General features: G+C 63.7%; 29 protein-coding genes. All 29 read left to right on the top strand.

Going from position 1 to position 26,627, the window contains the following annotated elements; genetic code table 11:
- The first annotated feature begins 22 nt into the window (after positions 1 to 22).
- The 29 genes from fliH (at position 23) to KDB76_RS20560 (ending at position 26,618) form a co-directional block, all read left to right on the top strand.
- Positions 23 to 805 carry a flagellar assembly protein FliH gene (fliH, locus tag KDB76_RS20700; protein WP_038410041.1) on the top strand — a complete coding sequence of 261 codons (783 nt, stop codon included), beginning with the start codon at positions 23 to 25 and terminating at the stop codon, positions 803 to 805.
- Positions 795 to 2,150 (top strand): flagellar protein export ATPase FliI, encoded by a 1,356-nt coding sequence (gene fliI, locus KDB76_RS20695; RefSeq protein ID WP_013973602.1) that lies wholly within the window; start codon positions 795 to 797, stop codon positions 2,148 to 2,150. Before fliH ends, fliI begins: the two co-directional genes overlap by 11 nt.
- Positions 2,151 to 2,156: 6 nt before the next feature.
- Complete coding sequence (gene fliJ / locus KDB76_RS20690; protein WP_038410040.1) at positions 2,157 to 2,609, top strand: flagellar export protein FliJ; 453 nt, start codon at positions 2,157 to 2,159, stop codon at positions 2,607 to 2,609.
- Between the two features lie 191 nt (positions 2,610 to 2,800).
- The gene (locus tag KDB76_RS20685; protein ID WP_038410039.1) at positions 2,801 to 3,106 is read left to right on the top strand and encodes an STAS domain-containing protein; all 306 of its coding nucleotides are present in this window, start codon (positions 2,801 to 2,803) and stop codon (positions 3,104 to 3,106) included.
- A gap of 8 nt (positions 3,107 to 3,114) precedes the next feature.
- Positions 3,115 to 4,806 (top strand): fused response regulator/phosphatase, encoded by a 1,692-nt coding sequence (locus KDB76_RS20680; RefSeq protein ID WP_031324413.1) that lies wholly within the window; start codon positions 3,115 to 3,117, stop codon positions 4,804 to 4,806.
- Between the two features lie 48 nt (positions 4,807 to 4,854).
- Complete coding sequence (locus KDB76_RS20675) at positions 4,855 to 5,202, top strand: Hpt domain-containing protein (protein WP_023661012.1); 348 nt, start codon at positions 4,855 to 4,857, stop codon at positions 5,200 to 5,202.
- A 72-nt stretch (positions 5,203 to 5,274) separates the two neighbouring features.
- Positions 5,275 to 6,525: a flagellar hook-length control protein FliK gene (locus KDB76_RS20670; RefSeq protein WP_038410038.1), complete on the top strand. Its 1,251-nt coding sequence runs from the start codon at positions 5,275 to 5,277 to the stop codon at positions 6,523 to 6,525.
- 218 nt (positions 6,526 to 6,743) lie between these two features.
- Entirely contained in the window at positions 6,744 to 7,241 is a 498-nt protein-coding gene (gene fliL, locus KDB76_RS20665; RefSeq protein ID WP_013973596.1) for a flagellar basal body-associated protein FliL, read from the top strand.
- Between the two features lie 9 nt (positions 7,242 to 7,250).
- Positions 7,251 to 8,219, top strand: a complete 969-nt coding sequence (gene fliM / locus KDB76_RS20660; RefSeq protein WP_013973595.1) for a flagellar motor switch protein FliM — start codon at positions 7,251 to 7,253, stop codon at positions 8,217 to 8,219.
- Positions 8,220 to 8,266: 47 nt separating this feature from the next.
- Entirely contained in the window at positions 8,267 to 8,737 is a 471-nt protein-coding gene (fliN, locus tag KDB76_RS20655) for a flagellar motor switch protein FliN (protein WP_024087456.1), read from the top strand.
- A 12-nt stretch (positions 8,738 to 8,749) separates the two neighbouring features.
- Positions 8,750 to 9,184, top strand: coding sequence for a flagellar biosynthetic protein FliO (gene fliO / locus KDB76_RS20650; RefSeq protein WP_038410481.1), 435 nt, complete (start codon positions 8,750 to 8,752; stop codon positions 9,182 to 9,184).
- A complete protein-coding gene (gene fliP, locus KDB76_RS20645; RefSeq protein WP_038410037.1) occupies positions 9,184 to 9,939 on the top strand; it encodes a flagellar type III secretion system pore protein FliP in 756 nt (251 codons plus the stop codon). The genes fliO and fliP overlap by 1 nt, the downstream gene beginning before the upstream one ends.
- 21 nt (positions 9,940 to 9,960) lie before the next feature.
- Positions 9,961 to 10,230: a flagellar biosynthesis protein FliQ gene (gene fliQ, locus KDB76_RS20640; protein ID WP_013973591.1), complete on the top strand. Its 270-nt coding sequence runs from the start codon at positions 9,961 to 9,963 to the stop codon at positions 10,228 to 10,230.
- A 7-nt stretch (positions 10,231 to 10,237) separates the two neighbouring features.
- Positions 10,238 to 11,014: a flagellar biosynthetic protein FliR gene (gene fliR / locus KDB76_RS20635; RefSeq protein ID WP_013973590.1), complete on the top strand. Its 777-nt coding sequence runs from the start codon at positions 10,238 to 10,240 to the stop codon at positions 11,012 to 11,014.
- A gap of 2 nt (positions 11,015 to 11,016) precedes the next feature.
- Positions 11,017 to 12,159, top strand: a complete 1,143-nt coding sequence (gene flhB / locus KDB76_RS20630) for a flagellar biosynthesis protein FlhB (RefSeq protein ID WP_038410036.1) — start codon at positions 11,017 to 11,019, stop codon at positions 12,157 to 12,159.
- Between the two features lie 203 nt (positions 12,160 to 12,362).
- Positions 12,363 to 14,492, top strand: a complete 2,130-nt coding sequence (gene flhA, locus KDB76_RS20625) for a flagellar biosynthesis protein FlhA (protein WP_013973588.1) — start codon at positions 12,363 to 12,365, stop codon at positions 14,490 to 14,492.
- An 11-nt stretch (positions 14,493 to 14,503) separates the two neighbouring features.
- Positions 14,504 to 15,814, top strand: a complete 1,311-nt coding sequence (flhF, locus tag KDB76_RS20620) for a flagellar biosynthesis protein FlhF (RefSeq protein WP_013973587.1) — start codon at positions 14,504 to 14,506, stop codon at positions 15,812 to 15,814.
- A gap of 93 nt (positions 15,815 to 15,907) precedes the next feature.
- On the top strand, positions 15,908 to 16,741 hold the full coding sequence (fleN, locus tag KDB76_RS20615) for a flagellar synthesis regulator FleN (protein WP_038410035.1): 834 nt from the start codon (positions 15,908 to 15,910) through the stop codon (positions 16,739 to 16,741).
- Positions 16,738 to 17,478 carry an RNA polymerase sigma factor FliA gene (gene fliA, locus KDB76_RS20610; protein WP_013973585.1) on the top strand — a complete coding sequence of 247 codons (741 nt, stop codon included), beginning with the start codon at positions 16,738 to 16,740 and terminating at the stop codon, positions 17,476 to 17,478. The genes fleN and fliA overlap by 4 nt, the downstream gene beginning before the upstream one ends.
- 103 nt (positions 17,479 to 17,581) lie before the next feature.
- The gene (locus KDB76_RS20605; protein ID WP_023663319.1) at positions 17,582 to 17,956 is read left to right on the top strand and encodes a chemotaxis response regulator CheY; all 375 of its coding nucleotides are present in this window, start codon (positions 17,582 to 17,584) and stop codon (positions 17,954 to 17,956) included.
- A gap of 20 nt (positions 17,957 to 17,976) precedes the next feature.
- A complete protein-coding gene (locus tag KDB76_RS20600) occupies positions 17,977 to 18,765 on the top strand; it encodes a protein phosphatase CheZ (RefSeq protein WP_023663318.1) in 789 nt (262 codons plus the stop codon).
- Positions 18,766 to 18,777: 12 nt separating this feature from the next.
- Positions 18,778 to 21,015: a chemotaxis protein CheA gene (locus KDB76_RS20595; RefSeq protein ID WP_038410034.1), complete on the top strand. Its 2,238-nt coding sequence runs from the start codon at positions 18,778 to 18,780 to the stop codon at positions 21,013 to 21,015.
- Positions 21,016 to 21,061: 46 nt separating this feature from the next.
- Positions 21,062 to 22,201 carry a chemotaxis response regulator protein-glutamate methylesterase gene (locus tag KDB76_RS20590; protein WP_013973581.1) on the top strand — a complete coding sequence of 380 codons (1,140 nt, stop codon included), beginning with the start codon at positions 21,062 to 21,064 and terminating at the stop codon, positions 22,199 to 22,201.
- Complete coding sequence (locus tag KDB76_RS20585; RefSeq protein ID WP_013973580.1) at positions 22,201 to 22,941, top strand: flagellar motor protein; 741 nt, start codon at positions 22,201 to 22,203, stop codon at positions 22,939 to 22,941. The genes KDB76_RS20590 and KDB76_RS20585 overlap by 1 nt, the downstream gene beginning before the upstream one ends.
- Before the next feature lie 3 nt (positions 22,942 to 22,944).
- Entirely contained in the window at positions 22,945 to 23,802 is an 858-nt protein-coding gene (gene motD / locus KDB76_RS20580; RefSeq protein ID WP_013973579.1) for a flagellar motor protein MotD, read from the top strand.
- Positions 23,803 to 24,018: 216 nt separating this feature from the next.
- Positions 24,019 to 24,807, top strand: coding sequence for a ParA family protein (locus KDB76_RS20575; RefSeq protein WP_013973578.1), 789 nt, complete (start codon positions 24,019 to 24,021; stop codon positions 24,805 to 24,807).
- A complete protein-coding gene (locus KDB76_RS20570) occupies positions 24,807 to 25,700 on the top strand; it encodes a CheW domain-containing protein (RefSeq protein ID WP_013973577.1) in 894 nt (297 codons plus the stop codon). The genes KDB76_RS20575 and KDB76_RS20570 overlap by 1 nt, the downstream gene beginning before the upstream one ends.
- Before the next feature lie 41 nt (positions 25,701 to 25,741).
- Complete coding sequence (locus tag KDB76_RS20565; RefSeq protein ID WP_003254393.1) at positions 25,742 to 26,221, top strand: chemotaxis protein CheW; 480 nt, start codon at positions 25,742 to 25,744, stop codon at positions 26,219 to 26,221.
- Between the two features lies 1 nt (position 26,222).
- Positions 26,223 to 26,618 carry a DUF2802 domain-containing protein gene (locus KDB76_RS20560; protein WP_015271199.1) on the top strand — a complete coding sequence of 132 codons (396 nt, stop codon included), beginning with the start codon at positions 26,223 to 26,225 and terminating at the stop codon, positions 26,616 to 26,618.
- The last annotated feature ends 9 nt before the right edge of the window (positions 26,619 to 26,627 follow it).

Genomic DNA, 26,627 nt, shown 5'->3' with positions numbered 1-26,627 from the left:
CATGGTTTGAGAACATGACAGCATGCCCACCAAAGAACATCACCCCAGCGACCTGATCCGCGCCCGCGACCTCGAAGGCGTGGACGTATGGGCGCTGCCCAGCTTCGACCCGGAACCCGAGCCTGAGCCCGAACCGGAGCCGGAGCCCGAGGTAGTCGAGGAAGAAGTCGAGGAAGTGCCGCTGGAAGAAGTCCAGCCACTGACCCTGGAAGAACTCGAGGCCATCCGCCAGGAAGCCTACAACGAAGGCTTTGCCACCGGTGAGCGCGAGGGCTTCCATAGCACGCAGCTCAAGGTCCGCCAGGAAGCCGAAGAGGCCCTGAAGACCAAGCTGGAAAGCCTCGACCGGCTGATGACCAACCTGATGGAGCCGATCGCCGAGCAAGACACGCAGATCGAGAAGGCCCTGGTCCACCTGGTTGCTCACATGACCCGTCAGGTAATCGGTCGCGAACTGCGGAGTGATTCCAGCCAGATCACCCAGGTACTGCGCGAAGCGCTCAAGCTGCTGCCCATGGGCGCGGACAATATCCGCATCCATCTCAACCCGCAGGATTTCGAGCTGGCCAAGGCCCTGCGCGAGCGCCATGAGGAAAGCTGGCGGCTGCTCGAGGACAGCGCGCTGCTACCAGGCGGCTGCCGTATCGAGACCGCGCACAGCCGCATCGACGCGACCATGGAAACCCGCATCGAGAAAGCCGTGGCGCAACTGTTCGATCAGTTGCACGACCATTCGCTGCATCCGGCGGCAGCGGATATGTCCATTGATCTGGACAGCCTGGTGGATACCCCGGATGCACCTTGAACGCACCAGCTTCGGCAAACGCCTGGGCAGTTATGCCGAGGCCATCGAACTGCCGGCCCAGCCCATCGTCGAAGGCCGCCTGCTGCGCATGGTTGGCCTCACCCTGGAAGCCGAAGGCCTGCGCGCTGCAGTCGGCAGCCGCTGCCTGGTAATCAACGACGACAGTTATCACCCGGTGCAGGTGGAAGCCGAAGTCATGGGTTTTGCCGGGCCCAAGGTATTCCTCATGCCGGTCGGCAGCATCGTCGGCATCGCTCCCGGCGCCCGGGTGGTGCCGCTGGATGACGGCGGCCGCCTGCCCATGGGCATGAGCATGCTCGGCCGGGTGCTCGACGGCGCCGGCCGTGCGCTGGATGGCAAGGGCGGGATGAAGGCCGAGGACTGGGTGCCGATGGACGGCCCGGTGATCAACCCGTTGAACCGCGACCCCATCAGCAAACCGCTGGATGTGGGTATCCGCAGCATCAATGGTCTGCTCACCGTCGGTCGCGGCCAGCGCCTGGGCTTGTTCGCCGGTACCGGCGTGGGCAAGTCGGTGTTGCTGGGCATGATGACCCGCTTCACCGAAGCCGAAATCATCGTCGTCGGCCTGATCGGTGAGCGGGGCCGCGAGGTCAAGGAATTCATCGAGCATATCCTTGGTGAGGAAGGCCTCAAGCGCTCGGTTGTGGTCGCTTCGCCAGCCGACGATGCGCCGCTGATGCGCCTGCGCGCTGCCATGTACTGCACACGTATCGCCGAGTACTTCCGCGACAAGGGCAAGAACGTGCTGTTGCTGATGGACTCGCTGACTCGTTTCGCCCAGGCCCAGCGTGAAATTGCCCTCGCCATCGGCGAACCGCCGGCCACCCGGGGTTACCCGCCGTCGGTGTTCGCCAAGCTGCCCAAGCTGGTGGAGCGGGCCGGCAACGGCGAGCCAGGCGGTGGTTCGATCACCGCGTTCTACACTGTGTTGTCCGAGGGTGACGACCAGCAGGACCCGATTGCCGACTCGGCGCGTGGTGTGCTCGATGGCCACTTCGTGCTGTCGCGGCGGTTGGCCGAGGAAGGCCATTACCCGGCTATCGACATCGAAGCCTCGATCAGTCGGGTCATGCCTCAGGTGGTCGATGCAGACCATTTGCGCCAGGCGCAAAAGTTCAAGCAGCTGTGGTCGCGCCTGTCGCAAAGCCGTGACCTGATCAGTGTGGGTGCCTACGTGGCGGGTGGCGACCCGGAAACCGATCTGGCCATTGCCCTGCAGTCGAAGCTGGTGGAGTTTCTGCGCCAGGGCCTGCGCGAGAACGTGGGCATGGCGCAAAGCCGCGACCAGCTGGGGGCGATCTTCACGCCCCCGGCAGGCTGATAAGCCATGGCGCTGCCTGGACGTGCCGCGCGCCTGGCGCCGGTGGTGGACATGGCCGAAGAGGCCGAGCGCAAGGCGGCGCAGCGCCTTGGGCAGTTCCAGCAGCAGGTGGCCACTGCCCAGGCCAAGCTGGCCGAGCTCGAGCGGTTTCGCGAGGATTACCAGCTGCAGTGGATCAACCGCGGCGGGCGGGGGGTAAACGGTAGCTGGCTGGTCAATTACCAGCGCTTCCTCGGGCAGCTGGAAACGGCCATGACTCAGCAGCGCCAGAGCCTGGTCTGGCACCAGAACAACCTCAACAACGCCCGCGGCACCTGGCAGCAGGCCTATGCCCGGGTGGAAGGCCTGCGCAAGCTGGTACAGCGCTATCTGGAGGAAGCCCGGCGGGCCGAAGACAAGCGCGAGCAGCGCCTGCTCGACGAGCTGTCACAACGCCTGCCGCGGCAGAGTCACCTATAGCCTGTACTGGCCTCTTCGCGGGTAAACCCGCTCCCACAGGCACGGCGCAGGATTCGAATTTGTGAAGGTCCTGTGGGAGCGGGTTTACCCGCGAAGAGGCCGGGACAGGCAGCCCACATGCTTGCCACCCCCGCCATCGCCTGCTAAACCTTTATGGAGTTGCATCCGCCATCATCGAAGGAATCGCTAGCATGGCAGTCGAGACTGATTTTTCGCAGGACGGGAAAAAGCTGACGATAAAGATCAAGGGGCGCTTCGATTTCGGCAAGCACCAGGAATTTCGCGACGCCTACGAACGCCAGTCCAGCCGGCCAGATTCGGTGGTCGTCGACCTGAAGGACACCACCTACCTCGACAGTTCCGCGCTCGGCATGCTGCTGTTGCTGCGTGACCATGCAGGCGGCGATGAGTCGGATGTGCGAGTGGTGCATGCCAGCTCCGACGTGCGCAAGATACTCGCCATCTCCAATTTCGAAAAACTCTTCGATATCAGTTGAGCGCCGACATGCCGGCCGAACAGGCGTTGACCGTGCTGGTGGCCGAAGACGGTGCCGCCGACCGCCTGCTGCTGGCGCAGATCGTGCGCCGTCAGGGTCATCAGGTATTTACCGCGGAAAACGGCGAGCAGGCGGTGGCGTTGTTCGTCGAGCGGCGCCCGCAACTGGTGCTGCTGGATGCGCTGATGCCGGTGATGGATGGCTTCGAGGCGGCGCGACAGATCAAGGCCCTGGCCGGCGAAGCGCTGGTGCCGATCATTTTCCTGACTTCATTGAACGAGGAGGAAGGCCTGGTGCGCTGCCTGGAGGCAGGGGGCGACGACTTCATGGCCAAGCCCTACAGTGCGGTGATCCTTGGTGCCAAGATCCGCGCCATGGACCGACTGCGCCGGCTGCAGGCCACCGTGCTGGAGCAGCGTGACCAGATTGCCCGGCACCACCACCACCTGCTCAACGAGCAGCGGGTGGCCAAGGCGGTGTTCGACAAGGTGGCCCACTCCGGCTGCCTTGCCGCGCCTAACATCCGCTACCTGCAATCGCCCTATGCGCTGTTCAATGGCGACCTGATGCTGGCCGCGTTCACCCCGTCCGGCGACATGCGTGTGCTGCTCGGCGACTTTACCGGCCACGGCCTGCCGGCGGCGGTAGGGGCGATGCCGCTGGCCGAAGTGTTCTACGGCATGACTGCCAAGGGCTACGGCATGGCGCAGGTCCTGCGCGAGATGAACGCCAAGCTCAAGCGCATCTTGCCGGTGGACATGTTCTGTTGTGCGCTGCTGCTCAACCTAAGCATGCAGCGCGGTTCGGTGGAGGTATGGAACGGCGGTATGCCTGATGGCTATCGCCTGGCAGTGGATGGCCAGGTGCTGTCGGCGCTGGGTTCGCGACACCTGCCGCTGGGCATCCTGGACGCCGAGCGTTTCGATGACAGTACCGAAGTGCTGCCGCTGGCGCCGGGTGAGCGCCTGCTGCTGCTTTCGGACGGCGTGCTCGACACGGCCGACGACCAGGAGCGCCTGTTCGGCGTGCAGCGCCTGCGCAGGGTGCTGGCCGACAATCGTGACCCGGCGCGGCTGTTCGACGAGGTGATGCAGGCCCTGGAGCGCTTTGGCGGGCGCCCGCGCGATGACATCAGCTTGTGCGACATTCGTATGTTCTGTGCCGAGGAGCGGGTGCCGGCGCCGATGATCTACTCTGATAGCGGCCGCTCCAGCCCGCTGGACTGGTCGCTGGGGTTCGAGGTGCGTGGCGAGAGCCTCAAACGCTTCAACCCGGTGCCGTACCTGGTGCAGTTGTTGCAGGAGATTCACGGCCTGCGTGCGCGCACCGGCAACCTGCACAGTGTGCTCAGCGAGCTTTATTCAAACGCGCTGGAGCATGGCGTGCTGGGCCTGGATTCGCAGCTCAAGCGCGATGGCCAAGGCTTTGCAGACTATTATCAAGAGCGCGCCCGGCGCCTCGGGGTGTTGACCGACGGTTACGTGCGCATCGATTTCAAGGTTGAACCGCATGCCGACGGCGGGCGTCTGATGATCGAGGTCCGTGACAGTGGTGCCGGGTTCGATGTGCAGGGCGTGCTGTCGCGGCCCACGCTGGAGCAGGGGCTGAGCGGGCGTGGCCTGAATCTGGTTCGGCGGCTGGCCAGCAGCGCGTGCTGGAGTGAAGGCGGGCGTTGCGCGCATGTGGAGTTCGTCTGGTGAGCCACGGGTTGGCTCGGGCATAATCTGGCTTGATCAAGGAGTGAACAAGTGACTGACATGCATATTGACCACAAGGTACTCAGCGACCTGCGTGAGGTCATGGAAGATGGCTACCTGCAGTTGGTGCAAACCTTTCTTGACGACTCCGAGCGGCGCCTGGGCCAGTTGCATGCGGCCAAAAATGCTGAAGAGCTCGGTTCTGCGGCCCATAGTTTCAAGGGCAGTAGCAGCAATATGGGCGCGGTTGCACTGGCCAGCCTGTGCCAGCAACTGGAGGAGCGCGCGCGGCGGCCTCCGCTGTATGGCATCGAGGACCTGATCAACCGCATCGACCTGGAGTTCCTCGAGGTACAGCGCTTCTACCGAGGTGAGCAACAACGCATTTCGGCGGGTTGATACACGACTTGGCGCGAGTCTTGCCTGTCACTGGCTGGATGATTTTTTTGTTTCTGGCGCGGAGACCGCTCGATGCCTGTCGCACCCAACCCATTGCTGCAAGGTAACGCCGTTGCCAATACCTCGCGTTCGGCCTCCGCACAGGCCGACAAGCCGCTGCAGGCGCCGGGCGACAAGGGCGACGGCTTCGGCCAGGTGATGGCCAGGCAGGGCCGCGACAAGGCCGCAGGGCAGGACGACAAGGTCGCCCAGGCCAAGCCAGAGGCGGCGCAGGGCGGCAAGAAAGCCGCTGCCGACAAACCCGCAGTTGCCGATGACGGCAAACAATTGCCAGCCGACGACCAGGCCAAGGCTGACACCGGCTTGCGCGATGCCAGCCTGGTGGCCGGCCAGGTAACCGACGCCCAGCCTGGCGCTCAACTGATCCAGGCGCAGGCCGAGGCGGTGGCGCCGGTGTTGCAGGCCGCCACCGCGCAGGTCACGGCCGTGCTGCCCGAGGAGTCTGCCGCCGAGGAAACCTTCGATCCTGACGCCGACCCTCTGGCCAACCTGCCGACCTTGCGTCTGGCGCTGGAGCAAAGCGCCCAGGCCAAAGGGGCGACTTCGACACATGCCCTGGACGCTTCGCAGGCTCAGGGCGAGGAGGGGCAGATGGCCGTCAATACCTTGGCGAATCTGGTCGAGAATGCCGAAGGTGAAGCGGGCGAGCCCGGCGACAAGGCCTTTGCTGCCTTGCTCGAAGATGGCCTGAAGGACACCAAGGGCGCTGGCAGCGATACGCGCATCGACGATTTCGCCAACCGCCTGGCCAACCTGACCCAGGCCGCCACGGCCAAGACCGCCAATGCCGTGCCTGCCAACGCCAGCCCGTTGCACCAACCGCTGCCGATGAACCAGAACGCCTGGGCCGAGGGCCTGGTCAACCGGGTCATGTACCTGTCCAGCCAGAACCTGAAGTCGGCGGATATCCAGCTGGAGCCGGCTGAACTGGGCCGCCTGGACATTCGCGTCAATGTTGCGACGGACCAGTCTACCCAGGTCACCTTCATCAGCGGCCACGCCGGGGTGCGTGACGCCCTCGACAGCCAGGTACACCGCCTGCGCGAGCTGTTCGCCCAGCAGGGGCTGGCACAGCCGGATGTCAACGTGGCCGACCAGTCGCGCGGGCAGCAGCAACAGCAGCAGGGTCAGGCGCAGGGCAGCAACCTGTCCGGGGTGGCGGCGCGCCGGGCCGAGCAGGGCGGGGCAGAGGCAGTCGATAGCGCCCGGCCTGTGGAGCAGCAGGTGGTTGTTGGCGACAGTGCGGTCGATTATTACGCGTAGATCCCGATTGCCTGTACTGGCCTCTTCGCGGGTAAACCCGCTCCCACAAGTACAGCGCAGGGTTCGAAGCCTGTGGAGGTCCTGTGGGAGCGGGTTCACCCGCGAAGAAGCCAGCCCGGTTGTCCCTGCTGAAATCTCCCTTCTGCAAAATCTGGCATAACACTTGCTCAAGCCAAGCCATCCTCCCTTGAACCCCCGATGGACGACGGATTATTGGCATGGCGAAGAGCGAAGCAGTCAAAGACCCCGCCACTAAAGGCAAACTCAAGCTGATCCTGCTGGCAGTAGTGGGCCTGTTGCTGGCGATCGGCCTGTCGGTGGGCGCTACCTGGTTCATCATGCACAAGAGCGAGCCGGCCCCGGCCGCCGATCCTGCAGCCAGCAACGTCAAGCCAGCGGCTATCTACGAAGCACTGACCCCGGCCTTCGTGGTCAACTTCAACCAGAACGGTCGCCAGCGCTACATGCAGGTGAGCATCACCCTGCAAGCGCGCAACCAGGCCGACCTGGATGCGCTCAAGGTGCACATGCCGGTGATCCGCAACAACCTGGTGATGATGTTCTCCGGGCAAGGCTTCGACACCCTGGCCGGCAGCCCGGTGGGGCAGGAAATGCTGCGTCAGAAGGCCACCGCAGTGGTCCAGGAAGTGGCGCAGAAGGAAGTCGGCAAGCCGGTCGTCGACCAGTTGCTGTTCACCAATTTCGTATTGCAGTAGGAGTCCGCAATGGCCGTACAGGACCTGCTGTCCCAGGATGAAATCGATGCCCTGTTGCATGGCGTCGACGACGGGCTGGTGCAGACCGAGAGCGCATCCGAGCCTGGCAGCATCAAAAGCTACGACCTGACCAGTCAGGACCGTATCGTGCGGGGTCGCATGCCGACCCTGGAAATGATCAACGAGCGCTTCGCCCGCTACACCCGTATCAGCATGTTCAACCTGCTGCGCCGCTCCGCCGACGTGGCGGTGGGTGGCGTGCAGGTGATGAAGTTTGGCGAATACGTGCACTCGCTGTACGTGCCGACCAGCCTCAACCTGGTCAAGATCAAGCCGCTGCGCGGCACTTCGCTGTTCATCCTCGATGCCAAGCTGGTGTTCAAGCTGGTGGACAACTTCTTCGGCGGCGATGGCCGCCATGCCAAGATCGAAGGCCGCGAGTTCACCCCCACCGAGTTGCGCGTGGTGCGCATGGTGCTGGACCAGTGCTTCGTCGACCTCAAGGAAGCCTGGCAGGCAATCATGCCGGTCACCTTCGAGTACATGAACTCCGAGGTCAACCCGGCCATGGCCAACATTGTCGGCCCCAGCGAGGCGGTGGTGGTGTCCACTTTCCACATCGAACTGGACGGCGGTGGCGGCGACCTGCACGTGACCATGCCGTACTCGATGATCGAGCCGGTGCGGGAAATGCTCGACGCCGGTTTCCAGTCCGACCTGGACGACCAGGACGAGCGCTGGGTCAAGGCCCTGCGCGAGGACGTGCTGGATGTTGCCGTGCCGCTGACCGCCACCGTAGCCCGTCGCCAGTTGAAGCTGCGCGACATCCTGCACATGCAGCCTGGCGACGTGATCCCGGTGGAGCTGCCCGAGCACCTTGTGCTGCGTGCCAACGGCGTGCCGTCGTTCAAGGCGCGCCTGGGTTCGCACAAGGGCAACCTGGCGCTGCAGATCATCGACCCGATCGAACGCCGCTGACGGCGTGCCGATCGCACATAACGAATTGAATGCCTGTCGAGGAAACCATGGCTAACGAAAACGAGATTACCTCCGCAGAGGACCAGGCACTGGCCGATGAGTGGGCTGCGGCACTGGAAGAAACCGGTGCAGCCGGCCAGGCCGACATTGATGCACTGCTGGGTGGTGACACCGGCAGCAGCACCAGCGGGCCGGGACGCCTGCCGATGGAGGAGTTCGCCAGCTCGCCGAAGCCGAACGAAAACGTCAGCCTCGAAGGCCCGAACCTGGACGTGATCCTGGATATCCCGGTGAACATTTCCATGGAAGTGGGCAGCACCGAGATCAACATCCGCAACCTGCTGCAGCTCAACCAGGGCTCGGTGATCGAGCTCGACCGCCTGGCCGGCGAACCGCTCGACGTGCTGGTCAACGGCACGCTGATCGCCCATGGCGAGGTAGTGGTGGTCAACGAGAAGTTCGGCATCCGCCTGACCGACGTGATCAGCCCCAGCGAACGTATCAAGAAGCTGCGCTGAGTGAAGGGCACGATGCGCGCCATCGCGGCGGCTGCCGCGCTGCTCGCCAGCCAGGCTTGCCTGGCCGCGGCCACACCTGCGGCCACACCGGCAACCGCACCTGGCAGCCTCGGTGGGCAGCTGGCGCAGATGGTTTTCGGCCTGCTGCTGGTGGTCGGCCTGATCTTCTTCCTGGCCTGGTTGCTGCGGCGTCTGCAAAGCACGGCGGTGAAGGGCGGGCAGGTGATCGAGATCGTCGGCAGCCGGGCCATCGGCCCGCGTGACCGCCTGCTGCTGGTGCAGGTGGGCAAGGAGCAGATCCTGATCGGCCATACCCCTGGCAGCATCGAGGCCCTGCATGTGCTGGCCGATCCCGTGGAAGTGCCGGAAAACGCCCGCCAGGCGACGCCGGAGTTTGCCCAGCGGCTGATGGAGCTGATGGGCAAGGACCCTAAGGACAAGAAGTGATGAGTGGCGCGCTGCGTGTGTTGTTGACTCTGGCGCTGCTGCTGGCTGCGCCGCTGGCCCTGGGTGCCGACCCGCTGTCGATCCCGGCCATTACCCTGTCCAATACCCCGGACGGGCAGCAGGAATATTCGGTCAGCCTGCAGATCCTGCTGATCATGACTGCGCTCAGCTTCATCCCGGCGTTCGTCATCCTGATGACCAGCTTCACCCGCATCATCATCGTGTTCTCGATCCTGCGTCAGGCCTTGGGCCTGCAGCAGACGCCGTCGAACCAGTTGCTGACCGGCATGGCGCTGTTCCTGACCATGTTCATCATGGCGCCGGTGTTCGACCGGGTGAACCAGGACGCCCTGCAGCCGTACCTGAAGGAGCAGATGACCGCCCAGCAGGCCATCGACAAGGCCCAGGGGCCGCTCAAGGACTTCATGCTGGCACAAACCCGGCAAAGCGACCTCGACCTGTTCATGCGCCTGTCCAAGCGTACAGACATCGCCGGCCCGGACCAGGTGCCGCTGACGATCCTGGTGCCGGCGTTCGTCACCTCCGAGCTGAAGACCGCGTTCCAGATCGGTTTCATGATTTTCATCCCGTTCCTGATCATCGACATGGTGGTGGCCAGCGTGCTGATGGCCATGGGTATGATGATGCTGTCGCCGCTGATCATCTCGCTGCCGTTCAAGATCATGCTGTTCGTGCTGGTCGATGGCTGGGCGCTGATCATGGGTACCCTGGCCAGTAGTTTCGGCGGCGTCTGACGCCGTCAAGGAGAGCCGCCGATGACACCTGAAGTCGCTGTCGACCTGTTCCGTGATGCGTTATGGCTTACCACGCTGATGGTTGCCGTGCTGGTGGTGCCGAGCCTGCTGGTGGGCCTGGTGGTGGCGATGTTCCAGGCCGCCACGCAGATCAACGAACAGACCCTGAGTTTCCTGCCGCGCCTGTTGGTGATGCTGGTGACGTTGATCATCGCCGGGCCGTGGCTGGTGCAGAAGTTCATGGAGTACATCACCAGTCTCTACACCAACATCCCGCAGCTGATCGGTTGACGCGCCGATGCTGGAGCTGACCGACACGCAAATCGGCACCTGGGTCGCGACCTTCATCCTGCCGTTGTTCCGGGTGACGGCGGTGCTGATGACCATGCCCATCCTCGGCACTCGCATGCTGCCGGCGCGGGTGCGCCTGTACGTGGCGGTGGCTATTACCGTGGTAATCGTCCCGGCACTGCCCCCCCTGCCTGAGTTCGACCCGCTGAGCCTGCGCGGTTTGCTGCTGTGTGCCGAGCAGATCATTGTCGGCGCGCTGTTCGGCCTGGCTTTGCAGTTGCTGTTCCAGGTGTTCGTGATTGCCGGGCAGATCGTCGCGGTGCAGATGGGTATGGCCTTCGCTTCGATGGTCGACCCAGCCAACGGGGTCAACGTCACGGTGATCAGCCAGTTCATGACCATGCTGGTAAGTGTGTTGTTCCTGCTGATGAATGGCCACCTGGTGGTGTTCGAGGTGCTGACCGAAAGCTTCACCACCTTGCCGGTGGGCAACGCACTGGTAGTCAACCATTTCTGGGAGCTGGCCGGGCGCCTGGGCTGGGTATTTGCCGCAGGCCTGCTGCTGATTCTGCCGGTGATCGCCGCGCTGTTGGTCGTGAACATTGCCTTTGGTGTGATGACCCGCGCCGCGCCGCAACTGAACATTTTCTCCATCGGTTTCCCGCTGACCCTGGTCATGGGCATGTTCATTTTCTGGGTCGGCCTGGCCGATGTGCTGTCCCACTACCAGGCATTGGCCAGCGAAGCGCTGCAATGGCTGCGTGAACTGGCGAGGGCGCGCTGAGCATGGCGGAAAGCGAGAGCGGTCAGGACAAGACAGAAGACCCCACCGAAAAGCGCAAGCGCGATGCTCGCGAGAAAGGCGAGATCGCGCGCTCCAAGGAGCTGAACACGGTGGCGGTGACCCTGGCCGGCGCCGGTGGCCTGCTGGCCTTCGGCGGCCACCTGGCCGAGACGCTGCTGGAGATGATGCGCATGAACTTCAGCCTGACCCGCGACATCATCGTCGACGAGCGGGCTATGAGCGCCTTCCTGTTGGCCTCGGGCAAGATGGCGATTTGGGCGACGCAGCCGGTGCTGATCCTGCTCTTCGTGATCTCCTTCGTGGCACCCATCGCACTGAGCGGTTTCCTGTTCTCCAGCAGCCTGCTGCAGCCCAAGTTCAGCCGCATGAACCCGCTGTCGGGTATCAAACGCATGTTCTCGATGCACGCCCTGACCGAGCTGCTCAAGGCGCTGGCCAAGTTCTTCGTGATCCTGGTGGTGGCGGTGGTGGTGCTGGTCAGCGATCGCCAGGCCTTGCTGTCGATCGCCAACGAGCCGCTGGAGCAGGCGATCATCCACAGCTTGCAGGTAGTGGGCTGGAGTGCGTTGTGGATGTCGGCCGGGCTGCTGCTGATCGCGGCGGCGGACGTGCCGTTCCAGCTGTGGCAGACCCACAAGAAAATGAAGATGACCAAGCAGGAAGTGCGCGACGAGTACAAGGACAGCGAAGGCAAGCCTGAGGTCAAGCAGCGTATTCGCCAGCTGCAGCGCGAGGTATCGCAGCGGCGCATGATGGCGGCTGTGCCGCAGGCCGACGTGATCATCACCAACCCGACGCATTATGCGGTGGCCTTGCAGTACGACCCGGAAAAAGGTGGGGCAGCGCCGTTGCTGCTTGCCAAGGGGACGGATTTCATTGCCTTGAAGATTCGCGAGATCGGTGTGGAGCACAAGGTCCAGATCCTCGAATCACCGGCATTGGCGCGGGCGATCTACTACTCCACCGAGCTCGAACAGGAAATCCCTGCCGGGCTTTACCTGGCGGTGGCGCAGGTGCTGGCCTACGTGTTCCAGATCCGCCAGTACCGGGCTGGCAAGGGCAAGCGGCCAGAGCCGCTTAAGGACGACCTGCCGATTCCGCCGGACCTGCGCCGCGACAGTTGACCTTGTGTCAGGGCTTCTGGCCCTTTCGCGGGTGAACCCGCTCCCACAGGTCCTCTGCTGCGGTCCCTGTGGGAGCGGGTTCACCCGCGAAGAGGCCGGAACAGGCAACATAAATCCCCCATCGAGCAAAGTTGGAAAGCTTCTTGCAAAGCCAGCGCCAGGCGCCCCCTGTGCGTCAAAGTTTTGCATCAAGAGGACTCGCGGTGGATCGCACTCAGTTAATCAGCAACGCCCGTAACAACCTGGCCGGGCTCGGTCGGGGCAACCTGGGTGTACCGCTGTTGCTGCTGGTGATGTTGGCAATGATGATGTTGCCGATACCGCCGTTCCTGCTCGATGTGTTCTTCACTTTCAACATCGCCCTGTCGATCGTGGTCCTGCTGGTCTGCGTCTACGCCCTGCGCCCGCTCGACTTCGCTGCGTTCCCTACCATCCTGCTGGTGGCCACGCTGTTGCGCCTGGCCCTGAACGTGGCTTCCACCCGGGTGGTGATGCTGCATGGCCAGGAGGGCCATGGCGCCGCCGGCAAGGTGATCCAGGCCTTCGGCGAGGTGGTGATCGGCGGTAACTACGTGGTCGGTGCCGTGGTGTTCGCCATCCTCATGATCATCAACTTCGTGGTGGTGACCAAGGGTGCCGGGCGTATCTCGGAGGTGAGCGCGCGTTTCACCCTCGACGCCATGCCCGGCAAGCAGATGGCCATCGACGCCGATCTCAACGCCGGCCTGATCGACCAGGCCCAGGCCAAGCACCGTCGTGCCGAAGTGGCGCAGGAGGCCGAGTTCTACGGTTCGATGGACGGTGCCAGCAAGTTCGTTCGCGGTGACGCCATCGCCGGTTTGCTGATCCTGTTCATCAACCTGATCGGCGGCATGCTGATCGGCATGCTGCAGCACGGCATGAGCTTTGGCGATGCCGGCAAGGTGTACGCCTTGCTGACCATCGGTGACGGTTTGGTGGCGCAATTGCCATCACTGCTGCTGTCGACCGCTGCCGCGATCATGGTTACCCGCGCCTCGGGCTCCGAGGACATGGGCAAGCTGATCAACCGGCAGATGTTCGATTCGCCCAAGGCTCTGGCGGTGTCCGGCGCGCTGATGATCGTCATGGGCCTGGTGCCGGGCATGCCGCACGTGGCCTTCCTCAGCCTTGGCCTGCTGGCCGGTGGTGGCGCGTACCTGGTGTGGAAGAAGCAGCAGAAGGCCAAGGCGCAGGCGCTGCAGGAAGCGCAGCGCCAGCAGGACCTGCTGCCATCGCCACAACGCGCGCTGGAAACCAAGGAGCTGGGCTGGGATGACGTCACGCCGATCGACATGATTGGCCTGGAGGTCGGCTACCGGCTGATCCCGCTGGTCGATCGCAACCAGGGTGGCCAATTGCTGGCGCGAATCAAGGGCGTGCGCAAGAAGCTGTCGCAGGACCTGGGCTTCCTCATGCCCACCGTGCACATCCGCGACAACCTTGACCTGCAGCCCAGCGCCTATCGCCTGACCCTGATGGGGGTGATCCTGGCCGAAGCCGAGATCTACCCGGATCGCGAACTGGCAATCAACCCGGGGCAGGTGTTCGGTACTCTCAACGGCATTGCCGCACGCGATCCGGCGTTCGGCCTGGAGGCCGTGTGGATTGATGTCGGCCAGCGTTCCCAGGCGCAGTCGCTGGGCTACACCGTGGTCGATGCCAGTACCGTGGTGGCTACGCACCTGAACCAGATTCTGCAGAAGCACTGCCACGAACTGATCGGCCATGAAGAGGTCCAGCAACTGCTGCAGGTGTTGGCCAAGGCATCGCCTAAACTTGCAGAAGAGCTGGTGCCGGGTGTCATTTCGTTGTCGGGCCTGCTCAAGGTGCTGCAGGCGCTGTTGTCGGAACAGGTGCCCGTACGCGATATCCGCAGTATCGCCGAGGCGATCGCTAACAACGCCGGCAAGAGTCAAGATACCGCCGCGCTGGTGGCGGCGGTGCGCGTCGGATTGTGTCGCGCCATCGTGCAAAGCATTGTCGGCGTTGAGTCGGAGCTGCCAGTGATTACCCTGGAGCCAAGGTTGGAACAGATTTTGCTCAATAGTCTGCAAAGGGCCGGGCAAGGTCAGGAAGACGGTGTTCTTCTGGAACCGAGCATGGCCGAGAAGCTGCAGCGTTCGTTGATCGAGGCGGCCCAGCGCCAGGAAATGCAGGGCCAACCGGCCATCCTCCTGGTCGCCGGCCCGATCCGCGCCATGCTGTCGCGTTTCGGTCGTCTGGCTGTACCGAATTTGCATGTTCTGGCGTATCAGGAAATACCGGACAACAAGCAAGTCACCATCGTTGCCACCGTGGGCCCTAACGGCTGAGGTAGGGGATAATGCAAGTTAAGCGATTTTTCGCCGCCGATATGCGTCAGGCCATGAAGCTGGTCCGTGATGAGCTGGGCGCCGATGCCGCCATCATCGGCAACCGTCGCATCGCCGGCGGTGTCGAACTGACGGCCGCGCTGGACTACAAGCTGTCTGCCCTGGCCCCGCGTGTGCCCAACGCCGAACTGGAAGAAGAGCTGCGCAAGACCCATACGCGCATCGCCACTGCCCAGGCCGAACTGGATCATCGTCAGGACAGCAGCGACAACAACCGCCAATTGTTCGCCGGGCAGTCGCTGACCGCCGCCGAGCCGTTGGTCGAACCGCACATCGATGCGCCCGAGGCCGCTGCGCCAGCCCCTGCGTCGGCGCCGGTCGATCCGCGCCTGTTCGATGCCATGCGCTCCGAGCTTTCGGGCCTGCGCGAGCTGCTGGAAGTGCAGCTCGGCTCGCTGGCCTGGAACCAGCTGCAAGGCAGCAAGCCGCAGCAGGCCACCGTCTGGCGCCGGCTGCAGCGCATCGGTCTGTCCGGGCCGATCGCCCGTGAGCTGCTGGACCTGACCGCCGAGATCGACGAGCCACGTCAGGCCTGGCGCATGTTGCTGGCGCATCTGGCGCGGATGATCGAAATCCCCGAGGTCGAGCCGATCGAAGAGGGTGGGGTGATCGCCATGGTCGGCCCGGCCGGCATGGGCAAGACCACCACCCTGGCCAAGCTGGCCGCCCGCTACGTGCTCAAGTACGGCGCGCAGAACCTGGCGCTGGTGAGCATGGACAGCTTCCGCATCGGCGCCCAGGAGCAGCTCAAGACCCTGGGCCGCATCCTTAACGTGCCTGTGACCTACGTCGACCCGGGCCAGTCGCTGGCCGCGGCGCTGGAGCCGCTGCTGCGCAAGCGCGTGGTGCTGATCGATACCGCTGGCCTGCAGGCCAGTGACCCGGCCCTGCGCATGCAACTTGAAACCCTGGCCGGGCGTGGCATTGCCGCGAAGAACTACCTGGTGCTGGCCACCACCAGCCAGAAGCAGGTGCTGACTGCTGCCTACCACAGCTACAAGCGCTGCGGCCTGGCTGGTTGCATCCTGACCAAACTCGATGAAACGGCGAGCCTTGGCGATGTGCTGAGCCTTGCCATCAGTCATGAACTGCCAGTGGCCTACCTGACCGATGGGCCGCGCATTCCTGACGACCTGCACCTGCCTCGGGGGCACCAGTTGGTCACCCGCGCGGTCAATGTGCAGCAGCAGGACGAGCCCAGCGAAGAGGCCATGGCCGACATGTTCGCTGATCTCTATCACAACCCACGGCGAGCGGGTTGATGATGAAGTGTGTGCAAGGTAGCTATGCCAAAGGGTACGCAGAATTGCCCTACGTGTGGCCTGAGTCCCAGCGAGACAAGGTAAAGAACAGACATGGGTAGCATGCATCCCGTACAGGTGATCGCCGTGACCGGTGGCAAAGGTGGCGTCGGCAAGACTAACGTTTCAGTGAACCTGTCCCTGGCGCTGGCCGAGCTTGGCCGCAGGGTCATGCTGCTCGACGCCGACCTGGGCCTGGCCAATGTCGACGTGCTGCTGGGCCTTACCCCCAAGCGGACCCTGGCCGATGTCATCGAAGGGCGCTGCGAATTGCGCGACGTGATGTTGCAGGGCCCCGGTGGTGTGCGCATCGTACCGGCTGCCTCGGGCACGCAGAGCATGGTGCACCTGGCCCCGGCCCAGCATGCCGGGCTGATCCAGGCGTTCAGCGAAATTGGCGACAACCTCGACGTGCTGGTGATCGACACCGCGGCGGGTATCGGTGATTCGGTGGTCAGCTTCGTCCGCGCGGCACAGGAGGTGCTGCTGGTGGTATGCGACGAACCCACCTCGATCACCGACGCCTACGCCCTGATCAAGCTGCTCAACCGCGACTACGGCATGAACCGTTTCCGCGTGCTGGCCAACATGGCGCAGAGCCCGCAGGAAGGCCGTAACCTGTTCGCCAAGCTGACCAAGGTCACCGACCGTTTCCTCGACGTTGCCCTGCAGTATGTGGGTGCTGTGCCGTATGACGAGTGCGTGCGCAAGGCGGTGCAGAAGCAGCGTGCCGTGTACGAAGCTTTCCCACGGTCCAAGTGCGCGCTGGCCTTCAAGGCGATAGCCCAGAAGGTCGACAGCTGGCCGCTGCCGGCCAACCCGCGTGGCAATCTGGAGTTCTTTGTCGAGCGTCTGGTGCAACCCACCAGCGCGGGTCCAGTGCTATGAACGCCAGCGGTTTCAAGATGTACAGCCGAGCGTCGAAAGACGCCCAGTACGAGCTGATCGAACGCTACGCCCCGCTGGTCAAGCGCATTGCCTACCACCTGCTGGCGCGGTTGCCGGCCAACGTGCAGGTCGAGGACCTGATCCAGGCCGGCATGATCGGCCTGCTGGAAGTAGCCAACAAATACGACGCCAGCAAGGGCGCCAGCTTTGAAACCTACGCCGGCATCCGCATTCGCGGGGCCATGCTCGATGAAGTGCGCAAGGGCGACTGGGCACCGCGTTCGGTGCACCGCAACACCCGCATGGTCAGCGACGCGATGCGTGCGGTTGAAGCCAGAACCGGACGTGACGCTAAAGATCATGAAGTTGCTGCCGAACTCCAATTGAGTCTCGATGATTACTACGGGATCTTGAACGATACCTTGGGCAGCCGCCTGTTCAGCTTCGACGACCTGTTGCAGGACGGCGAGCACGAAGGGCTGCATGAGGATGGTGCCAGTGGCCAGGTAGAACCTGCGCGTGGCCTGGAGGACGAGCGCTTCCAGGTCGCCCTGACCGAGGCCATCGCCAACCTGCCGGAGCGTGAGCGCCTGGTGCTGGCGCTGTACTACGACGAAGAGCTGAACCTCAAGGAAATCGGTGAGGTGCTGGGGGTCAGCGAGTCGCGGGTCAGCCAGTTGCACAGCCAGTGTGCCGCGCGCCTGCGCAGCCGCCTGGGGGAATGGCGGGCGCGTTGAGCCCGCTGTCGTTGCAGTCGTTTTCTACGTTGTACCGAATTGTGAATGCGCGCTCGGGGCCGAGCGCGTTTGAGACTGCTTGGAGGTCTACTTGAACAAAGACATGAAAATCCTCATCGTTGACGACTTTTCGACGATGCGGCGGATCATCAAGAACCTGTTGCGTGACCTGGGCTTCACCAACACCGAAGAAGCCGATGACGGCACCACGGCGCTGCCGATGCTGGAGAACGGCCACTACGACTTCCTGGTGACCGACTGGAACATGCCTGGCATGTCCGGCATCGACCTGCTGCGTAAAGTGCGTGCCAGCGACAAGCTGAAGAGCATGCCGGTACTGATGGTGACCGCCGAAGCCAAGCGCGACCAGATCATCGAAGCGGCCCAGGCCGGCGTCAATGGTTACGTGGTCAAGCCGTTCACCGCCCAGGTGCTCAAAGAAAAGATCGAGAAGATCTTCGAACGCGTCAACGGCTGAGTCACGTCAGGGGGCGCGCCATGGATTCATCACAAACGTCTTTGGGCGAGTTCGAATCGACCCTGAAGAAGCATGCCCAGGAGCTGGTCGAAAGCCTGGAGCGGGGCCGTTTCGGCGAGGCGGTGCAGCTGATTCATGAGCTGAACCAGACCCGCGACCGCGGCCTGTACCAGGAAGTCGGCAAGCTGACCCGCGAGCTGCACAGTGCCATCGTCAGTTTCCAGATCGACCCGACCATGCCGCAGGCCGAGGAGGTGTCGCAGATTACCGACGCCACCGAGCGCCTGTCTTACGTGGTCAGGCTTACCGAGGGCGCGGCCAACCGCACCATGGACCTGGTCGAGGAAAGCACCCCGGTGCTCAACGATTTGGCCAGCGAGGCACATGCACTGAGCGCCGACTGGCAGCGTTTCATGCGCCGTGAAGTGGCTGCGCCGGAGTTCCGTGACCTGGTCAAACGCATCGACAGTTTCCTGACGCACAGCGCCGAGGGCAACCGCAAGGTCGCCGGGCACCTCAACGACATTCTGCTGGCCCAGGACTATCAGGACCTGACCGGCCAGGTGATCAAGCGCGTCACCACCCTGGTCACCGAGGTGGAAAGCAACCTGCTCAAACTGGTGCTGATGGCCAGCCAGGTCGACCGCTTCGCGGGCATCCAGCATGACCACGATCAGCTGCGCGCAGAAAAAGATCGAGAAAAACATCCGACTCGGGGTGAAGGTCCGCAGATTCATGCCGATAAGCGTGAAGACGTTGTGTCCGGTCAGGACGATGTCGATGATCTGCTGTCCAGCCTGGGTTTTTAAGGAGCACGTTTGATGAGCTTCGGCGCCGATGAAGAAATCCTCCAGGATTTCCTGGTAGAAGCCGGCGAAATTCTTGAGCAACTGTCCGAGCAACTGGTCGAGCTGGAAAGCCGGCCCGACGATGCCGACCTGCTCAATGCGATCTTTCGCGGTTTCCACACTGTAAAAGGGGGCGCCGGCTTCCTTCAGCTGAACGAGCTGGTGGAGTGCTGCCATATCGCCGAGAACGTGTTCGATGTCCTGCGCAAAGGTGAGCGCCGGGTCGACGCGGAACTGATGGATGTGGTGCTCGAGGCACTGGATACGGTCAACAGCATGTTTGGCCAGGTGCGCGAGCGCACCGAAGTGACCCCGGCTACCCCCGAGCTTTTGGCGGCGCTGTCGCGCCTGGCCGAGCCGGGGGGCGCCGTGGCCGTTGAAGCGCCTGCCGCCGCAGCACCGGCACCGGTTGCCGAAGCGCCTGCCGAGGAGCAGGACATCACCGACAGCGAGTTCGAACAGCTGCTCGATTCGCTCGATGCGGTCAAGGCGCAAGCTGCGGCCGACGAGCAGATGCAGGGCGAGACCGTGAGCGGTGAAGGTGACGAAATCACCGACGCCGAGTTCGAGTCGCTGCTCGACCAGTTGCACGGCAAAGGCCAGTTCAGCGCCGAGGTTGCCGCGCAGCCGGTTGCCAGCGCGCCGGAAGTGGCCAGCGACGAAATTACCGACGCCGAATTCGAATCACTGCTGGACCAGTTGCATGGCAAGGGTACCTTCCAGGCCGATGCCTTGCCCGCTGCCAAGGCGCCGGCGCCTGCTGCAACTGACACCAGTGCAGCCAGCGATGAAATCAGCGAGCACGAGTTCGAGGCGCTGCTGGACCAGTTGCACGGCAAAGGCAAGTTTGGCGGCGATGTGGCCGCCGTCGAAGCCCCGGCTGCAACCAAGGTGCAAGCGCCGGCTGCGGCCAAGGCCGACAGCCCGCCCGTGGCCAAGCCAGCAGCTGCTGCTCCGGCACCGGCGCCGGCGCCTGCCAGCAAACCTGCCGCAGCACCCCGCGCCCCGGCCCCGGCCGCCGACAAGCATGGCGCCAGCGAAGCGGAAACCACTGTGCGGGTTGATACCGCGCGCCTGGACGAGATCATGAACATGGTCGGCGAGCTGGTGCTGGTGCGTAACCGTCTGGTGCGCCTGGGCCTTAACAGCGGTGACGAGGCCATGTCCAAGGCCGTGTCCAACCTCGATGTGGTCACTGCCGACCTGCAGACTGCGGTGATGAAAACCCGCATGCAGCCGATCAAGAAAGTCTTCGGCCGCTTCCCGCGCCTGGTGCGCGACCTGGCCCGCCAGCTCAAGAAAGAAATCAACCTGGAGCTGGTCGGCGAAGAGACCGACCTCGACAAGAACCTGGTCGAGGCGCTGGCCGACCCGTTGGTGCACCTGGTGCGCAACGCCGTCGACCATGGCGTGGAGATGCCCGAGGAGCGTGAAGCCTCCGGCAAGGCGCGTACCGGCCGCGTGGTGCTGTCGGCCGAGCAGGAAGGCGACCACATCCTGTTGTCGATCTCTGACGACGGCAAGGGCATGGACCCCAACATCCTGCGCGCCAAGGCCGTGGAAAAGGGCTTGATGGACAAGGATGCCGCCGAGCGCCTGAGCGAGTCGGACTGCTACAACCTGATCTTCGCCCCGGGCTTCTCGACCAAGACCGAGATTTCCGACGTGTCCGGTCGTGGTGTGGGCATGGACGTGGTGAAGACCAAGATCTCCCAGCTCAACGGCTCGATCAACATCTTCTCGGCCAAGGGCCAAGGCTCGAAGATCGTCATCAAAGTGCCGCTGACCCTGGCGATCATGCCCACCCTGATGGTGATGCTGGGCAACCAGGCGTTTGCCTTCCCGCTGGTCAACGTCAACGAGATCTTCCACCTCGACCTGTCGCGCACCAACGTGGTCGACGGCCAGGAAGTGGTGATCGTACGCGACAAGGCGCTGCCGCTGTTCTACCTCAAGCGCTGGCTGGTCCAGGGCCAGGTGCACGAAGAGCAGCACGAGGGCCACGTGGTGATCCTGTCGGTCGGCACCCAGCGCATCGGCTTTGTCGTCGATCAACTGGTTGGCCAGGAAGAAGTGGTAATCAAGCCGCTGGGCAAGATGCTGCAGGGCACCCCGGGCATGTCCGGGGCCACCATCACCGGCGACGGTCGCATCGCGTTGATTCTCGACGTCCCGAGCATGCTCAAGCGTTACGCCGCGCGGCGTATTTGATTTCGGTGGCGCACCCTGGCGGGTTGCGCCGCCTAATGGAGTGTTTATGGCAGTCAAGGTCCTGGTGGTGGATGATTCCGGTTTCTTCCGCCGCCGCGTCTCGGAAATCCTCTCGGCGGATCCGACGATCCAGGTAGTGGGTACCGCGACCAACGGCAAGGAAGCAATCGACCAGGCGCTGGCGCTGAAGCCCGATGTCATCACCATGGACTACGAAATGCCCATGATGGACGGCATCACCGCGGTGCGGCACATCATGCAGCGCTGCCCGACGCCGGTGTTGATGTTCTCGTCGCTGACCCATGAAGGCGCCCGTGTCACCCTCGATGCGCTGGATGCCGGTGCGGTGGATTACCTGCCGAAGAACTTCGAGGACATCTCGCGCAACCCCGACAAGGTCAAGCAACTGCTGTGCGAGAAGGTGCATACCATTTCCCGCAGCAACCGCCGTTTTGGCAGCTACGCCAGCCATGCGCCGGTTGCCGCACCCGTACCCGCGCCAGCAGGCAGCGGTCACGCAGCTGCCAGCAGTTTCGCCAGCCCGGCAGCGGCGCGCACGCCTGCGCCTGCCCGTGCAGCGGCCCCGGCAGCGGCGCCAGCGCATTCGCCGGCACCCAAGCGCAAGCCATACAAACTGGTGGCCATCGGTACCTCCACGGGCGGCCCGGTCGCCCTGCAGCGGGTGCTGACCCAGCTGCCGGCCAACTTCCCGGCGCCGATCGTACTGATCCAGCACATGCCGGCGGCGTTCACCAAGGCCTTTGCCGAGCGCCTGGACAAGCTGTGCCGCATCAGCGTCAAGGAAGCCGAGGACGGCGACATGCTGCGCCCGGGCCTGGCCCTGCTGGCCCCAGGTGGCAAGCAGATGATGATCGACGGCCGTGGCGCGGTGAAAATCCTGCCCGGTGACGAGCGTCTGAACTACAAACCGTGCGTGGACATCACCTTCGGCTCGGCGGCCAAGTCGTATGGCGACAAGGTGCTGTCGGTGGTGCTTACCGGCATGGGTGCCGATGGTCGTGAAGGGGCGCGCCTGCTCAAGCAGGGCGGCAGCACGGTCTGGGCCCAGGATGAAGCCAGCTGCGTGATCTATGGCATGCCCATGGCCATCGTCAAGGCCAACCTGGCCGACGCGGTGTACAGCCTGGACGAAATCGGCAAGCACCTGGTGGAGGCGTGCGTCTGATGGACGTGCTCAGCCTGATCGGCCTGATCCTCGCGTTTGTCGCCATCGTCGGTGGCAACTTCCTCGAAGGCGGCCATGTCGGCGCCCTGATCAATGGCCCGGCGGCACTGATCGTGCTGGGCGGCACCCTGGCGGCGGCCTTGCTGCAGTCGCCGCTGTCGTCGTTCAAGCGTGCCTTGCAGATTCTGCGCTGGATCCTGTTTCCGCCACGGGTCGACCTGGCGGGCGGGATCGACCGCGTCGTCAACTGGAGCCTGACCGCGCGCAAGGAAGGCCTGCTGGGCCTGGAAGGGGTGGCTGACAGCGAGCCTGACCCTTATGCGCGCAAGGGCCTGCAGCTGCTGGTGGATGGTGCCGAGCCGGAGGCCATCCGCAGCATCCTCGAAGTCGACTTCCTGACCCAGGAAAGCCGTGATATCCAGGCCGCGAAGGTGTTCGAGAGCATGGGCGGCTACGCGCCGACAATCGGCATCATCGGTGCGGTGATGGGCCTGATTCACGTGATGGGCAACCTGGCCGACCCGTCGCAGTTGGGCAACGGCATTGCCGTGGCCTTTGTCGCGACCATCTACGGCGTGGCCAGCGCCAACCTGGTGCTGCTGCCGATCGCCAGCAAGCTCAAGGCCATCGTCATGCGCCAGTCGCGCTACCGCGAGATGCTGCTCGAGGGCCTGCTGTCGATTGCCGAGGGTGAGAACCCGCGCTCGATCGAGCTGAAGCTGCAAGGCTTCATGGAGTAACCCATGCGTCGCCGTCGTCATACCGAGGAGCACGAAAACCACGAACGCTGGCTGGTGTCGTACGCTGACTTCATTACTCTGCTGTTCGCCTTTTTCGTGGTGATGTACTCGATTTCCTCGATCAACGAGGGCAAGTACAAGGTCATTTCCCAGGCCTTGCTCGGGGTGTTCAACGACCCCGAGCGCAGCATGAAGCCGATCCCCATCGGTGAAGAGCGGCCGCTGAGCGTGCGCCCGGCCGAGCCGTTGGTGAAGGACAGCGAGCAGACCGATGCCGGCCTTGGGGCGACCAGTATCGACCCACTGAAAACCATCAGCGATGACGTGCGCGATGCCTTTGGCGACCTGATCAAAAGCGACCAGATGACTGTGCGTGGCAATGAGCTGTGGATCGAGATCGAGCTCAATTCCTCGTTGCTGTTCGGCAGTGGCGATGCCATGCCCAGCGACAAGGCATTTGCGATCATCGAGAAGGTGGCCGGCATTCTCAAACCGTTCGCCAACCCGGTGCACGTCGAAGGCTTTACCGACAACCTGCCAATCCGCACTGCGCAGTACCCGACCAACTGGGAGCTGTCTTCGGCTCGGGCGGCAAGCATCGTGCGCCTGCTGGCCATGGAAGGGGTCAACCCGGCACGCATGGCCTCGGTCGGCTATGGCGAGTACCAGCCGGTTGCCAGCAACGACACTGCCGAAGGCCGTGCGCGCAATCGACGCGTGGTGCTGGTGATTTCGCGCAACCTCGAAGTGCGCCGCAGCCTGACTGGCTCGGGCAGTGCCAATGCCACGCCGGATGCTGCATTGCGCCGGGCTGGCACACAAAGTGCACCGGCAACGCCAGCAACGGTGGCGGGGCAGTGATTCGTCAATTCCCCGACGCTGCCAAGTAGTTGAATGTAGCGCGGTCCTCTGTGGGAGCGGGTTCACCCGCGAAGAAGGTGACACGGTGCATGGCACCGGCTGCGCCTGTGTTCGCGGGTAAACCCGCTCCCACAGGGATCGCGCCAGCTTTCCGATGTTGAGCAAGACAGTTGCCCCAGCAGTGTCCCTGCCAAATCAATAGATAGAGTTTGCTTGATGAGAGTCTGGGCAGTAGCCAATCAAAAAGGTGGCGTCGGCAAGACCACCACTACCATCGCCCTGGCCGGCCTGCTGGCCGAGGCCGGCAAGCGCGTGGTCGTCGTCGACCTCGACCCGCACGGCTCGATGACCAGCTATTTCGGGCACAACCCCGATGCCCTGGAGCACAGCTGCTACGACCTGTTCCTGCACAAGGGCGCGGTGCCCGAGGGCCTACCGGGGCAACTGCTGCTGCCCACCAGTGACGAACGCATCTCGCTGTTGCCGTCGAGTACCGCGCTGGCAGTGCTGGAGCGCCAGTCACCGGGGCAGAACGGCCTGGGCCTGGTAATCGCCAAGAGTCTGGCGCAGCTGTGGCAGGATTTCGACTATGCCCTGATCGACAGCCCACCCTTGCTCGGTGTGCTGATGGTCAATGCCCTGGCAGCCAGCCAGCAGCTGGTGATTCCGGTGCAAACCGAATTTCTCGCGGTCAAGGGCCTGGAGCGCATGGTCGGGACCCTGGCCATGGTCAACCGCTCGCGCAAGCAGGCGCTGCCGTACCAGATAGTGCCGACCTTGTTCGACCGCCGCACCCAGGCCTCGCTGGCCACGCTCAAGCTGCTGCGTGACACCTACGGCCAGCATGTGTGGCAGGGCTACATCCCGGTGGATACGCGCCTGCGCGATGCCAGCCGCAAGGGCGTCACGCCCTCGCAATTCGACAGCAAGAGCCGCGGGCTGGTTGCCTACAGGGCGCTGCTCAAGCACCTGCTGACCTACAAGACTGCAGCGCAGGTGGCCTGATGACCCAGACCCGGCAAACCAGTACGCGGCCACAGATGGCCCTACAGTCGTACCTCGACGGCCTGCTGCAGGAAGCCACCGAAGCCGAAGACCTGTTCGAGGCGCCAGCGGCGGCGGACGAGTTCGCCGAAGCGGTGCGCGAAGAGCAGGTGCGTGATGCCTTGCAGCAAGCCAGGCCGGCGTCAGCCGAAGCAACCGTCAGCCCCGCACCACGGCCGTTCGCCGAGCCCAGGCTGGCGGTGCTGCCACAGGTGATGCCGGTGGAGGCACCGGTAGTGACGGTGGTCGAGCGCGAGGTGGTGGCCGAGGCCAGCATCCCGGTGCTGGTCGAGGAGCAGACCGTGGAGGCGGCCGTGCCGCTGGTGGACGTACACCTGCCGGCGCCGCAGGTACCCGTGCCCCCGGCCACGGTCGATGGCCGCCCGGTCTGGGCCGCCGAGCCGTTCGAATGCCTGCTGTTCGACGTGGCGGGCCTGACCCTGGCGGTGCCGCTGGTGTGCCTGGGCTCGATCTACACCCTGGCCGGCCAGGAACTGACACCACTATTCGGCCAGCCGGATTGGTTTCTCGGCATCCTGACCTGCCAGGCCGGCAACCTGAAGGTGCTGGACACCGCGCGCTGGGTGATGCCCGATCGCTACCGCGATGATTTTCGCCAGGGCCTGCAGTACGTGATTTCCGTGCAGGGCTACGAATGGGGGCTGGCCGTACACCAGGTCAGCCGCTCGCTGCGCCTGGACCCGTCCGAGATCAAGTGGCGCAGCCAGCGTGGCCAGCGCCCGTGGCTGGCCGGCACGGTTATTGAACACATGTGTGCGCTGCTCGACGTCGCTGCACTGGCCGAGCTGATCGCCAGTGGTGCGGTCAAGCAGATGCACGCCAAACAGAAATGAAACCGAACACACCGCCTATGGCGGATTTTGAGGGTAGGGGAATGAAAAAGTCGTCTGCACAAGGTTCCGAAGATCCGATCCTGCAATGGGTTACCTTCCGTCTGGACAATGAGTCCTACGGCATCAACGTGATGCAGGTGCAGGAAGTGTTGCGCTACACCGAGATCGCCCCGGTGCCGGGTGCACCAAGCTACGTGCTGGGCATCATCAACCTGCGCGGCAACGTGGTGACCGTGATCGACACCCGCCAGCGCTTTGGCCTTATGCCGACTGAAGTCACCGACAACACCCGTATCGTCATCATCGAGGCCGACAAGCAAGTGGTCGGTATCCTGGTCGACAGCGTGGCCGAGGTGGTCTACCTGCGCCAGTCCGAGATCGAGACCGCGCCGAACGTGGGTAACGAAGAGTCGGCCAAGTTCATCCAGGGCGTGTGCAACAAGAACGGCGAACTGCTGATCCTGGTCGAGCTGGACAAGATGATGACCGAGGAAGAGTGGTCCGAGCTGGAGAACATCTGAGTTGATCCTCGAGGTTGCTGTCATCTTCCTGGCGCTGGTCTGGGCGCTGAGCCTGTGGTTTTTCCTCAACTACAGCAAGCGCCAGCGCGAGCTGGCTGCGCAGCAGGCAGCGGGTGACGCGCTGCGTGACCAGCGCATCAAGGACCTGGCCAAGCGCCTGGATGATTACCAGAACGGTACCGTGCGCATGGGCGAGGCGCTGCATGACTTGCGCGTGGCGGTTGCGCCGCTGCCCGACAAGATCCAGCAACTGGAACAGCGCGACCCGCACAACGTCACCTTCACCCAGGCGGCCAAGCTGGTGGGCATGGGCGCCAGCGTGGCCGAGCTGACCGAAAGCTGCGGCCTGACCCAAGCCGAGGCAGAGCTGATGAGCAAGCTGCATCGCGGCAACTGATTGCCATGA

The organism is Pseudomonas sp. JS425, assembly GCF_018223845.1.
Taxonomy (GTDB): domain Bacteria; phylum Pseudomonadota; class Gammaproteobacteria; order Pseudomonadales; family Pseudomonadaceae; genus Aquipseudomonas; species Aquipseudomonas asiatica.
This window is presented reverse-complemented; position numbering and strand designations above follow the sequence as displayed.

Bases quoted from the DNA above. Each gene is read 5' to 3' on its own strand.
- fliH (WP_038410041.1), top strand. From the start codon at position 23: ATGCCCACCAAAGAACATCACCCCAGCGACCTGATCCGCGCCCGCGAC.
- fliI (WP_013973602.1), top strand. From the start codon at position 795: ATGCACCTTGAACGCACCAGCTTCGGCAAACGCCTGGGCAGTTATGCC.
- fliJ (WP_038410040.1), top strand. From the start codon at position 2,157: ATGGCGCTGCCTGGACGTGCCGCGCGCCTGGCGCCGGTGGTGGACATG.
- KDB76_RS20685 (WP_038410039.1), top strand. From the start codon at position 2,801: ATGGCAGTCGAGACTGATTTTTCGCAGGACGGGAAAAAGCTGACGATA.
- KDB76_RS20680 (WP_031324413.1), top strand. From the start codon at position 3,115: ATGCCGGCCGAACAGGCGTTGACCGTGCTGGTGGCCGAAGACGGTGCC.
- KDB76_RS20670 (WP_038410038.1), top strand. From the start codon at position 5,275: ATGCCTGTCGCACCCAACCCATTGCTGCAAGGTAACGCCGTTGCCAAT.
- fliL (WP_013973596.1), top strand. From the start codon at position 6,744: ATGGCGAAGAGCGAAGCAGTCAAAGACCCCGCCACTAAAGGCAAACTC.
- fliM (WP_013973595.1), top strand. From the start codon at position 7,251: ATGGCCGTACAGGACCTGCTGTCCCAGGATGAAATCGATGCCCTGTTG.
- fliN (WP_024087456.1), top strand. From the start codon at position 8,267: ATGGCTAACGAAAACGAGATTACCTCCGCAGAGGACCAGGCACTGGCC.
- fliO (WP_038410481.1), top strand. From the start codon at position 8,750: ATGCGCGCCATCGCGGCGGCTGCCGCGCTGCTCGCCAGCCAGGCTTGC.
- fliP (WP_038410037.1), top strand. From the start codon at position 9,184: ATGAGTGGCGCGCTGCGTGTGTTGTTGACTCTGGCGCTGCTGCTGGCT.
- fliQ (WP_013973591.1), top strand. From the start codon at position 9,961: ATGACACCTGAAGTCGCTGTCGACCTGTTCCGTGATGCGTTATGGCTT.
- fliR (WP_013973590.1), top strand. From the start codon at position 10,238: ATGCTGGAGCTGACCGACACGCAAATCGGCACCTGGGTCGCGACCTTC.
- flhB (WP_038410036.1), top strand. From the start codon at position 11,017: ATGGCGGAAAGCGAGAGCGGTCAGGACAAGACAGAAGACCCCACCGAA.
- flhF (WP_013973587.1), top strand. From the start codon at position 14,504: ATGCAAGTTAAGCGATTTTTCGCCGCCGATATGCGTCAGGCCATGAAG.
- fleN (WP_038410035.1), top strand. From the start codon at position 15,908: ATGGGTAGCATGCATCCCGTACAGGTGATCGCCGTGACCGGTGGCAAA.
- fliA (WP_013973585.1), top strand. From the start codon at position 16,738: ATGAACGCCAGCGGTTTCAAGATGTACAGCCGAGCGTCGAAAGACGCC.
- KDB76_RS20605 (WP_023663319.1), top strand. From the start codon at position 17,582: ATGAAAATCCTCATCGTTGACGACTTTTCGACGATGCGGCGGATCATC.
- KDB76_RS20600 (WP_023663318.1), top strand. From the start codon at position 17,977: ATGGATTCATCACAAACGTCTTTGGGCGAGTTCGAATCGACCCTGAAG.
- KDB76_RS20595 (WP_038410034.1), top strand. From the start codon at position 18,778: ATGAGCTTCGGCGCCGATGAAGAAATCCTCCAGGATTTCCTGGTAGAA.
- KDB76_RS20590 (WP_013973581.1), top strand. From the start codon at position 21,062: ATGGCAGTCAAGGTCCTGGTGGTGGATGATTCCGGTTTCTTCCGCCGC.
- KDB76_RS20585 (WP_013973580.1), top strand. From the start codon at position 22,201: ATGGACGTGCTCAGCCTGATCGGCCTGATCCTCGCGTTTGTCGCCATC.
- motD (WP_013973579.1), top strand. From the start codon at position 22,945: ATGCGTCGCCGTCGTCATACCGAGGAGCACGAAAACCACGAACGCTGG.
- KDB76_RS20575 (WP_013973578.1), top strand. From the start codon at position 24,019: ATGAGAGTCTGGGCAGTAGCCAATCAAAAAGGTGGCGTCGGCAAGACC.
- KDB76_RS20570 (WP_013973577.1), top strand. From the start codon at position 24,807: ATGACCCAGACCCGGCAAACCAGTACGCGGCCACAGATGGCCCTACAG.
- KDB76_RS20565 (WP_003254393.1), top strand. From the start codon at position 25,742: ATGAAAAAGTCGTCTGCACAAGGTTCCGAAGATCCGATCCTGCAATGG.